The sequence below is a fragment of the Acetobacter sacchari genome (assembly GCF_017377715.1).
In the GTDB taxonomy this organism is placed as follows: Bacteria; Pseudomonadota; Alphaproteobacteria; order Acetobacterales; family Acetobacteraceae; genus Acetobacter; species Acetobacter sacchari.
In genome coordinates this window covers 46,168-56,169 of the sequence record NZ_JAFVMF010000023.1, presented here as the reverse complement: position 1 = coordinate 56,169, position 10,002 = coordinate 46,168, and the positions used below count along the sequence as shown (strand labels likewise).

The window sequence follows — 10,002 nt, the reverse complement described above, 5'->3', positions numbered from 1 at the left end:
GGCGCCAATCTCATGCGCAGAAATGCTCACCCGTGATTTTCCAAACAGGCTCTAAGTGAAGTTTTACGGTCGTGTATCGTCGGATTGCAACCCGAGAGTGTCTGCTGCCTCCGAGCGAGATGTCGATATAGGGACCATCAACGCCTTACGATCAGGCTGATAGGCGCAGGCGTTCCAACCGCGCGCCTGAGCGAGTGCGCTGACGACTTTGTAAACGGCAATCCAGCGGGAGTCACTCGAAGGTGGCTTCCAGAAACGCATGACGAGCGCGCACGAAGCTACTGTGAATGATACGAACGAAACGCTCGTTGCGGCATAGCTCGGTGGTATAAAACCAAGGATCGTTGTGATAAAAAGAGACATATCCATGAGGAAGACTTTCTCCGGCAGTGAAACGGAAGGATAGACGTCTCTGCGGCTAAATTTGTGATTTTTCGCAAATCAATTTGTGACTACAGAGTCAGTTATAAGGATAGGTTTGATACTGTAAATTTCGAAATTTCTTATTGTTATACGGGAGAATTTTTCTCACAAAAAATCGACTTTTGGCCAAAGATCAGGGGACGTTTCAGCAACTACGCGGAGTGTAGGCGCCATGTTGAGAGATTCTGGATATGAATTGATATTTTTAAGAACTAGAACGTCCGCCATGACCGAGGCCGACGTTTCGTATAGATTTATTCGGCGGCCTTGCATGGCGAGATTTTCATTGTCTGTAACCGACGTCTCTTCTGCAATTTGTAAATGGGCCCTGTCCCCTGGAGAGTAATAAATTTTTGCTTTTTTTTGATAACGACGGGCAAGTGCGATATAGCTGACGGCCACGCTCGTTCGATGGAAGTAAATAAGATTGAAGCTGTCGTTTTGAAGGCGAAAGACTTCTTCCACGGATCCGAAATACGGTTTACCCCATTGGGTGATAGAGTAAATTTCAAAATCTTTCGACTCAAATGGTTCACTTTTTAACGAAGAGGCGGCTATGAAACTAACTTCGTAGCCGAGTTCTTCTAAGCGCTTCATATGCTTGAGAAGAATTTTTGAACGAGGATCGTCGCGCGGTGCATAATCGTCGATTAGCAGCGCTCGTGGACGCTTATGGACGACCTCCACTGTAAGAGAACGACCGAGACGTCGGGCCATCTCTTGTTCCAAATTACGTTCATTGATTGCCGTGGCGCTATCCGCGACGCGTTTCCGAATTTTTTGCGTCTGTTCGGAGAGAACATTTAAAAATTTCTTTTGATTATCAAGACTATCGATAGTGTCGGTAAATCGGGAGATGTATTGGACGAAACTGTCGTCAAGTTCTTTTGATACCTCTAATATGACAGGAGATCCAATCAATTCCACTCCATCGCTTTCACGTGTAACTTGTATTACATGCGATTGGTTGGGCGGCAGGCTGATGGGGAGAATCAGATCGAAACCGTGCATTCCTGTGTCATATCCTGCACTTTCTATGTCTTTTCTGTATTTGTTAGCAACGGATCGAGTAAAGAATTTGCCGTTTATCAATATCTGTATCGCAACAGGTTTTGTGTCGTTATTCCCGCTATGCGCCCAACCAGTGATACGCTGTCTTCCGGCATGATCGAGATATCCAGCGAAGGAAGTCGATTTAATAGCGGAAACAGGAATCGCTTCCGGCCGAACTGGATGAACAACATATGGTGAGCCACTGATTTCTGATCCATCGTCGATTCTAATTATGCGCACGACGTGTCGTTGGTACGGGTTTAATCCTCCGTCAACTATAAAATCGAATTCTATTATATGAATACCGTCGGATAATTTGGGCGGACCTTTGGGTGTTATTGTGCCTAATGTTATGTCGTCGACAACTATACGTAATTTTTGTAGTTTTTTCGAATTCTCCTCTATCCAGCCTGATATATTTGTTTCCGATACGGATGTTATGTATCCATTTATTTTTCCGAATATCGAATTAGATAAAGGAAAATTAAAAAGTCGATTACGAATTTCTTCGAGTTTCTCTCCGCTGTCGATTCGGGGGGCGCAATAGCTTGCGGGTTTTGTATTGCAATTTTTATATAATGAAAAATACTCGTTTATATTTTGAAATTCGCATCGGCCTCCGTCGTCTATAAATGTTTCCGTTGCGGCGCCTTCAGCGAAAATTATATCGTGATTATCCAATTCTATATGAAAATACTGTATGTCTTTTCCTGTTTTTTTTATAAAGATATTTTTTCCGTTTATTAGGCTTCTGGCCGGAATTAAATTACCTTCAATAAACATGGCGTGATTCTGCGATACGTAAAGATCGCGACGCGGCAATCCGGATCCAAGCGATCCTTTTAGAAAAACTACCGGGGTTAGATCAGGATTTTCCTTTTCTGCCGAGGCTGAATAGTTCCGTTTTCCGATCCATCGTATTGATCGAATTTTTCCCTCTACAGTTAGGACATTATCGCCGATGCGTAACGCCTCCACGGGCACTTCCCCATCTGATGTCGTTATATGGGTTCCGGCGCAAAAACACGCTATCAGCACCAGAGTCCCGCCACTGCCGTCGCTCATGACCGTGAAGTCTCTCGCGACGTGGCCGCCGGCCACGTAGATGGGTGTACTGGTATTGGCAGTGCCGTTCGACGTGAAGTCTAATTCTCCTGTACTGGAGTTATAAGAGACGCCTGCTTCATCGCTGTAACCCGAACTTACAAAATCGACATACGCGCCCGGCATCAGAGTGGCGTTACTGGTGGGAACTGTGAGCCAGGTATTGGAGTTCTTGTAAACCATCAGAACGCCGCCCGACGATACGGTGACGCCGTCTATGGTTCCGCGCCAGTTCATGACAGCGCCGCCTGATTCGACGGTTATGTTCGATGCCGAGCCGAGAATATCAACATTGAGATATCCTCCGGATTCCACAATTATGTTTGAGGCAGTTCCCCCGCTCGATATATGTAGCTGTGCGCCTGACGAGATGGTTACATCAGCGGCCGAACCGCCATTGAGCACGATTTCGGTGTTTTCTGTAAGCGCATAAGCAGGATTGCCGCTGCCGCTAATGGTGGAGTGTGACGTCGTCCCTCCGGAAGACACAGTCAGGACGCCGCCTGATTGTATGATCGTCATATCGGCTTCTCCTGAAACAATCAGGCTGCCGCCGCTTTGCACGGTGGTGTTTTCAACGACACCGCGGGAATCGACTGTGAGGACATCTCCACTGGCGACGATCAGGCCGTTCGAAGATTGCCCGGTTGAAACTGAACTGGTCGCCATGGCGAATTTCCTTTTAATAAAGGAATTTTCGTTGAATGTTGGAGAAAGAAAATTCCCTACTGAACGTGGGATGATGTCTGTAATATATTAATAAAATGAAAATTTAAGAATTTGTGAAAGGTTTGTATAAAAAGGAAATTTGTTGATATCGAAAACTTTTTTATCGGGAATTTAGAAATATTTTTTCGAAAATTCTCCAAGTTTGTTACAAAATCGTTATTTATTCTATAATAAATCTCACGCCAGTTGTTCGAATACCGAGCGCCATTTGTGATCGCTGTCCTGAGGCTCGATTATATGCTGATCAGAGGGAAATATCGCTTGCCTCCGCCAGCCAATGCGGACAAGAGAATTCCCCTCGGAAGAGGCCGGACATGCTCACGCCTCAAGAGTGAGCATGTCCGAAGTCCTCCAAATTCGTCAGGCTATTGTGGGCACGATTCCACCTTCAACACGAATGGCGGCGCCATTGGTGACCGCTCCCAAGGGACTGGCCAATAACGCGACCTGCGCCGCGACTTCGTCTGCGTCAATAAGGCGGCGAATTAGAGAAAGCGGGCGCATCTTGGCGAAAAACTCTGCCTCCCGTTCGGCTTCAGGGGCGTCTTTGTCATCGACGACGGAGCGGATGAACTCGACGATTCCCTCGGAGCGCGTCGGGCCTGGCATGACGGAGTTCACCGTAACCTTCGTGCCTCGTGTTTGCTCCGCAAGTCCTCTGGCAATCGCAAGTTGCGCTGTTTTGGTCATGCCATAGTGGATCATTTCCTGCGGGATCACCAGAGCGCTTTCACTCGCAATGAAGATAACCCGTCCCCAGTTGGCGGCCAGCATTTGCGGAAAATAATGACGGGTCAGCCGCACGCCGCTGATGACGTTGACTTCGAACAGGCGTCGCCAATCGTCGTCGGTGATCTCCGTGAACGGCTTGGCTTCGTAGATACCGAGATTGTTGATCAGAATATCGACCTGAGGCGCTGCGGCGATCAACGCTTCGGCGCCTTCGGCAGTCGCAGGATCAGCGAGAACGCCCCGGGCGACCCCCTTGGCAGCGACCAGTTTCACCGCCTCGTCCAGTTTGACCTGCGAGCGACCGCACAGGACCACATGGGCGCCTTCTTCCGCAAAGCGCTCGGCTATCGCCAGTCCGATGCCGGCTGTCGACCCAGTTACGAGCGCTGTTTTTCCTGTGAGTTGTAAATCCATGACCTGCTCCCTGATGGTTCGTCATGCAAGACACTAGTGCAATGGACTTTAGATGATTAGAATGCACGTAATCACAATAAAAGTGTATTTTAATCATGAGTGAAAATGGATAACCGACTGGGAGAAATGCTCGTTTTTCTGGAGGTTGCGCGGACTGGAGCGTTTGCCGCCGCGGCCAAATCGTTGCGCCTGACGCCGTCAGCGGTCAGCCGCGCGATGTCGCGTCTGGAAACCCGTCTTGGCGTGCAACTGGTGTCACGTACGACGCGCTCGCTGGCGCTGACCCCGGAAGGCGAATCCTACCGAGCGCGTGTTTCAGGTCTTGTTGAAGAACTGGATGATGTTGAACGCAGTTTTGGAAAAGAAGCGCAGACTGCGCGCGGCCCGTTGCGCATTAATGCGTCCGTGCCGTTCGGCGTTCATGTACTGCTACCCCTGCTGCCCCGATTCATGGAATGTCATCCGGGAATAATCCCGTACGTCGACCTTACGGATTCTGTCGTCGATTTGGTGGACCAGCGCGCAGATGTGGCGTTCAGAGTTGGGCCATTGCGTGATTCGAGTCTCTTGGCGCGCAAGATCGGGCGGAGTGGTATGGCGGTCGTGGCGAGCCCGGATTATCTCGGCCGTTATGGCTATCCATCACGGCCCGAGGATTTGGAGCGGCATTTGTGCTTGAGGTTCAGCTTTCGACGGACAGTGGACGCCTGGCCATTCCTTATCGACGGCGCTGGGGTCCAGAAGGCTGTAGAAGGCGCATTTTTCGGTAACTCGGGCGAAGTCGTTCGCCTGATGGCTATCGCTGGCGGCGGCGTGGCCAGGCTTGGGCGTTTCCATGTCGCGGATGATCTGGCGAACGGGCGGTTGGTCGAAATCCTGCAGGCGTTTAATCCGGGTGATGGAGAAGACATTCATGCGGTGTATGTCAAACACGAACGTTTAGCTTCTCGTATTCGCGCTTTTCTCGATTTTTTCTCGGAGTCATTCACGGGTGACGGCTTTGTCGGTGGCGCCCCCCGCAAATCCTCAAATGGGCACGGAGGCTTGATCCGGCGATGATGACGACCTTGATTTATATGGTTGCTGCTCTTGCCGAAATTGTCGGGTGCTATTCGTTCTGGGCGTGGCTTCGTATGGGAAAATCTGTTGTCTGGCTTGGTCCCGGCTGTCTTTCTCTGGTGGTCTTTGCGTTTCTTTTAACGCAGATCGACACCGCCGCCGCCGGTCGGGCGTATGCGGCGTATGGCGGGGTCTACATCAGTGTAGCTCTTGTGTGGTTGTGGCTTGCGGAAGGTATCCACCCGGATCGGTGGGATTTTTTTGGTGCAGGTCTGTGCCTGCTAGGCGTTTGCGTGATTCTGGTCACGCATCACCGCGCGTAGACTTTACGCATGACTTCCGGGCGAGCAATTCATTTATCTGCGCAGGATGTTTCATATTTCGTCAGAAACCCTTCGATATCGGCGTTCATCAACATTTGTAAGCGTTCACGGAGAAGCGTTTCTGGCCAATCCCACCAGGCGATTTGTAAAAGTCGTGTGATGATTGGCTCCGGGAAGCGATACCGAATGACTCTCGCCGGGTTGCCACCAACGATTGCGTAAGCGGGCACGTCTTTCGTCACAACAGCGCCGGTAGCAATGATGGCGCCGGATTCGATCGTTACGCCAGAGAGTATAGAGGCTCTCGCGCCAATCCAGACGTCGTGCCCTATGGTGACATCTCCGCGGGAGCAGTGATCGTCCACGCCGCCCGCGGCTTCGGGCCAAAAATGTGAAAGCGTCTTGAAAGGATAGGTCGTCACTGTGTCGTGCCGGTGGTTGCCCAGTATCATCAGCACCTCCGGCCCTATCGAACAGAAGCGGCCAATTTCGAGATTTGCATATTCGGCTTCGATGACCGTCGGGGAGCCATATGTATGTTCTCCGATTTTCCATCCCCATTCGGCGATCTGATAGGCAAGAGCGAAGTGCGTCAGCGACGCAAACGCGTTGTTTCCAAACATGCGAAACTCCTGTTTCAACGAGCAGAACGCAATGAACCGGGTGCGACGAATTTTTACGGGTGAGTTGACTGTGCCGGAGGCGTAAACGACGGCGGGCGCAGATCGCAGGCAGGCGGTGTCACCGAGCGTCCTGATCGAAACGGCTGCGGGCGTCGGCGATGCGTTCGCGGTTCGCAAACGCCCAACGCCCGAGCGTCTGTACCGGCTCGCGCAATGAGTGACCAAGGTCGGTCAGCGCGTAATCGACCCGCGGCGGTATGCTGGGCGTGACTGTCCGGGTGACAAGGCCATCGCGCTCCAATCCACGTAGCGTAAGGGTCAGCATGCGTTGTGAGATGCTGCCGATTGAGCGGCGCAGATCGCTGAAACGACGCGACCCGTTGCTCAACTGCATGACCACCAGAACGGACCATTTGTCGCCGATGCGTGACAGGACGTCGCTGACCGCACGGCACTGACCGGGGTCATGAACCTCAGTGGCAGGAACAGGACTGTTCTCAGGTGACAATAATGTGCCTCCTTGTGCGTTCTGGGCGATTACATAATGTGAGTCGGTATTCAATAGTTACCACAAAACTAAGGAGGACTTCCATGAAGCTTCTGCACATCGATTCTTCCATTCTCGCCGATCATAGTGTCAGTCGGGGGTTGTCGCGCGCGATCACGGCGAAGTTTGTCGCTGAAATACCGGGGCTTGAGGTCAGCTATCGGGATCTGGCGGCCGACCCGATCCAGCATCTCTCGGGCGGGGTTCTTGCCGCGCAGGGTTCAGAGGGCGAGCCTGATCAGGCGCTGAAAGACGACGTGACGGCAGGCGGGGTCGCGCTGCAGCAGTTTCTTGAAGCGGATATCGTCGTCATTGGCGTCGGTTTTTATAACCTGAGCGTCTCGAGCCAGCTCAAGGCGTGGATCGACAGGGTGGTCGTCGCAGGAAGGACATTTCACTACACCGAGGCTGGCCCTGAGGGCCTTGCTGGAGGGAAGCGCGTTATTCTGGCCATCTCGCGCGGGGGTTTTTATGGGGAAGGCAGCCCGAATGCGGTCTTTGAGCACGGGGAAAGTTATCTCCGCGCGGTTTTTGGCCTGCTCGGCGTGACGCAGCTTGAAGTGGTCGCGGCAGATGGCGTTGCAAGGGGCCCGGAACAACGCGCCGCAGCGACGAAGGCCGCTCAGGAGCGCATCGCGGTTCTAGCTGCCTGAAGAACGTTGAGAACAGATTGCGCACGATGAGGCAAAGCGCTGCGCAATTGCATTCAATAAACACAAGGTTGGCGCTCTACGGCGTCAGCCTTGCGTGGAAGTGACGTTGAGTAGGCATCTACTCCCTGTTTCTGACATACCCTTTGGCGGTTTCTTTAGTTTTCTCAATATAGATTCAGCATGCAAGCTGACGCGCCAAGGTTTGGTTGTCGCGAAATTGTTCGCATGATTTTCAAGAGCAGCAAATCGTGCAGGAAACACTTTTCGCTGATTCTTTGATTGAGAAATGGCGTGAATGGCGAACGATAGCCCGCCCCGCGTAGAATGAGCTGCGGCTGTATGGGTGTTTTCAGTTTTCGGAAAATTATTCGCTTCTTGGGCGCTTCACGTGGGACGCGCGGCCCGTGCGTTTTCTGAGTGCGCCAAGCACTGCCGACCAAGGCTAAGCATTTGCAATTTTTAGGGGAATAGTAAAAATCCTGGTGGGCGCACAAGGACTCGAACCTTGGACCCGCTGATTAAGAGTCAGCTGCTCTACCAACTGAGCTATGCGCCCAGGATTTATCTCCACCGGGTGTCCCCGGCGAACAGGCGGGGTTCTATCAGGCGTGAAACAGAAGTGCAAGCGTCTCTTGCGGTTAAATTAGCGATTCAGCAATTCCAGCAGACGATCGAGTTGATCGAGCGTCCGGTAGGCGAAGCGGATTGAGCCGCCTTTGCCGTCGAATTGAACCTGCACTTTCAGACCCAGCTTGGCGCTGAGGTCTCTCTCCAGCATGGCGATTTCCGGATCGCCGCGTTCCGCTCGAATCTTCACAGCTTCAGTGGGCGGGATCTTGCGGTGAGATTGGGCTTTTTGCACCAAAGCCTCCGTCTGGCGCACGGAAAGATCGCGCGAGATGACGTCCCGGGCTGCGGCAAGTGGGTCGGGGTGTCCGAGCAATGCACGGGCGTGCCCAGCCGACAGGGCGCCCCGCGTTACGTCCTGTCGCAGCGAGGGCGGAAGACGCAGCAGGCGCAGCGTATTGGCGACGTGCGGGCGCGATTTGCCAATGGCGCGCGCGAGCTCGTCCTGAGTCAGCTGATATTCTTCTATGAGCCTGTTGAAGCCTTCCGCCTCTTCCATGGGGTTAAGATCGCTGCGTTGCAGGTTTTCAACCAGGGCGGCGGCCATGGCGTCTGTGTCGTCCAGATTACGGACCAGCACCGGGATTTCATGCAGGCCAGCTTTCTGAGAGGCCCGCCACCGACGTTCGCCGCCGATGATCTGGTAAACACCTGCGCGTTCGGGGTGAGGGCGAGCCAGAATGGGTTGCAGGACGCCGCGAGCGCGGATGGACTCGGTCAGTTCGTCAAGGGCTTCGGGCTCCATGACCTGTCTGGGCTGAAATGGACCGGGCTCGAGGCTTTCGATGGGAAGAGCGGCTACCGCGCCTTTGGGGCCGCCGCCCTGCGGCGCTGCTGTGGGAGCCTGTTCGCCGAGAAGGGCAGCTAATCCTCGCCCAAGACGGGGTCTGGCCGCTTGCTTCGGTGGGCTCATCAGCTTTTCCCCTTCTGTCTGACGTCGAATCTGGCGAGCAATTCGGTCGCCAAAGCGGTGTAGGACTGTGCGCCGCTTGAACGCGGATCGTAAATCATCACCGGCGCGCCATGGCTTTGCGCCTCGGAAATGCGAATATTGCGCGGGATCACGGTTTCCAGAACGGCCTCGCCGAAGAAGCTGCGGGCGTCGGCTGCGACCAATTCAGACAGATTGTTGCGCTTGTCATACATCGTCAGCACTATACCTGCGAGATGCAGCGCCGGATTGAACTGGCTGCGCACGCGTTCCACAGTCTTGGTCAGGTGACTTATGCCCTCCAGCGCGAAGAATTCGCACTGGAGGGGGGCAATGACGCCATCAGCCGCGACAAGCGCGTTCAGGGTAAGAAGCCCGAGACTCGGCGGGCAATCTATCAGGATATAGTCAAATCTTTTTCCAATATCCTGCAGCGACGCCTTTAAGCGGCGTTCGCGATCGTCCATCCCGATAAGCTCGATCTCTGCGCCCACAAGGTCTGTGTCGGCCGAGATGACCGACAGGTTTGCGACGTCGCTGGGTCTGGCGAGAGACGCTGGGTCCTTTTCTCCCATGAGGAGGGCGTAAGAGCCTTGCTTGCGGGCGTTGAAGTCTACGCCAAGGCCGGTCGAGGCGTTTCCCTGCGGGTCCATGTCTATCAGGAGGACACGTCCGGCTTCCTGCGCAAGGGCCGCGGCGAGGTTGATCGCCGTCGTGGTTTTGCCCACGCCGCCTTTCTGGTTCGCGATTGCAAGGATTACAGGAGTATCGATGGAGTTCGCCG

Annotated in this window: 9 protein-coding genes and 1 tRNA gene; 3 read left to right on the top strand and 7 right to left on the bottom strand. The window is 53.3% G+C overall.

Annotated elements, in window-relative coordinates:
• Positions 1-528 precede the first annotated feature (528 nt).
• Together J2D73_RS17100 and J2D73_RS17095 are read right to left on the bottom strand one after the other, a co-directional pair.
• A complete protein-coding gene (locus J2D73_RS17100) occupies positions 529-3,249 on the bottom strand; it encodes a Hint domain-containing protein (RefSeq protein WP_207883291.1) in 2,721 nt (906 codons plus the stop codon).
• A gap of 420 nt (positions 3,250-3,669) precedes the next feature.
• Positions 3,670-4,455, bottom strand: a complete 786-nt coding sequence (locus J2D73_RS17095; RefSeq protein ID WP_207883289.1) for an SDR family NAD(P)-dependent oxidoreductase — start codon at positions 4,453-4,455, stop codon at positions 3,670-3,672.
• A 105-nt stretch (positions 4,456-4,560) separates the two neighbouring features.
• Between J2D73_RS17095 and J2D73_RS17090 the strand changes: the two genes are divergently transcribed.
• Both J2D73_RS17090 and J2D73_RS17085 read left to right on the top strand, forming a co-directional pair.
• Positions 4,561-5,514, top strand: a complete 954-nt coding sequence (locus tag J2D73_RS17090) for a LysR family transcriptional regulator (protein ID WP_207883287.1) — start codon at positions 4,561-4,563, stop codon at positions 5,512-5,514.
• Positions 5,511-5,837, top strand: coding sequence for a YnfA family protein (locus J2D73_RS17085; RefSeq protein WP_207883285.1), 327 nt, complete (start codon positions 5,511-5,513; stop codon positions 5,835-5,837). Before J2D73_RS17090 ends, J2D73_RS17085 begins: the two co-directional genes overlap by 4 nt.
• A gap of 29 nt (positions 5,838-5,866) precedes the next feature.
• On the opposite strand, the gene J2D73_RS17080 is transcribed toward J2D73_RS17085, so the two are convergent.
• A complete protein-coding gene (locus J2D73_RS17080) occupies positions 5,867-6,460 on the bottom strand; it encodes a CatB-related O-acetyltransferase (protein WP_207883283.1) in 594 nt (197 codons plus the stop codon).
• A gap of 118 nt (positions 6,461-6,578) precedes the next feature.
• The gene (locus tag J2D73_RS17075) at positions 6,579-6,968 is read right to left on the bottom strand and encodes a winged helix-turn-helix transcriptional regulator (RefSeq protein WP_243430056.1); all 390 of its coding nucleotides are present in this window, start codon (positions 6,966-6,968) and stop codon (positions 6,579-6,581) included.
• Positions 6,969-7,051: 83 nt separating this feature from the next.
• On the opposite strand from J2D73_RS17075, the gene J2D73_RS17070 reads away from it, so the two are divergent.
• The gene (locus J2D73_RS17070) at positions 7,052-7,660 is read left to right on the top strand and encodes an FMN-dependent NADH-azoreductase (RefSeq protein WP_207883281.1); all 609 of its coding nucleotides are present in this window, start codon (positions 7,052-7,054) and stop codon (positions 7,658-7,660) included.
• A 480-nt stretch (positions 7,661-8,140) separates the two neighbouring features.
• Here J2D73_RS17070 and J2D73_RS17065 read toward each other — a convergent pair.
• From J2D73_RS17065 to J2D73_RS17055, 3 genes are all read right to left on the bottom strand, one after another.
• Positions 8,141-8,216: transfer RNA gene (locus J2D73_RS17065), tRNA-Lys, on the bottom strand.
• Between the two features lie 87 nt (positions 8,217-8,303).
• Positions 8,304-9,200 carry a ParB/RepB/Spo0J family partition protein gene (locus J2D73_RS17060; RefSeq protein ID WP_207883279.1) on the bottom strand — a complete coding sequence of 299 codons (897 nt, stop codon included), beginning with the start codon at positions 9,198-9,200 and terminating at the stop codon, positions 8,304-8,306.
• Entirely contained in the window at positions 9,200-9,991 is a 792-nt protein-coding gene (locus J2D73_RS17055) for an AAA family ATPase (protein ID WP_207883300.1), read from the bottom strand. Before J2D73_RS17055 ends, J2D73_RS17060 begins: the two co-directional genes overlap by 1 nt.
• Between the last annotated feature and the right edge of the window lie 11 nt (positions 9,992-10,002).

What these genes read in the sequence shown, in the direction of transcription:
- J2D73_RS17100 (WP_207883291.1), bottom strand. Translation starts at nt 3,249, where the DNA reads ATGGCGACCAGTTCAGTTTCAACCGGGCAATCTTCGAACGGCCTGATC.
- J2D73_RS17095 (WP_207883289.1), bottom strand. Translation starts at nt 4,455, where the DNA reads ATGGATTTACAACTCACAGGAAAAACAGCGCTCGTAACTGGGTCGACA.
- J2D73_RS17090 (WP_207883287.1), top strand. Translation starts at nt 4,561, where the DNA reads ATGGATAACCGACTGGGAGAAATGCTCGTTTTTCTGGAGGTTGCGCGG.
- J2D73_RS17085 (WP_207883285.1), top strand. Translation starts at nt 5,511, where the DNA reads ATGATGACGACCTTGATTTATATGGTTGCTGCTCTTGCCGAAATTGTC.
- J2D73_RS17080 (WP_207883283.1), bottom strand. Translation starts at nt 6,460, where the DNA reads ATGTTTGGAAACAACGCGTTTGCGTCGCTGACGCACTTCGCTCTTGCC.
- J2D73_RS17070 (WP_207883281.1), top strand. Translation starts at nt 7,052, where the DNA reads ATGAAGCTTCTGCACATCGATTCTTCCATTCTCGCCGATCATAGTGTC.
- J2D73_RS17060 (WP_207883279.1), bottom strand. Translation starts at nt 9,200, where the DNA reads ATGAGCCCACCGAAGCAAGCGGCCAGACCCCGTCTTGGGCGAGGATTA.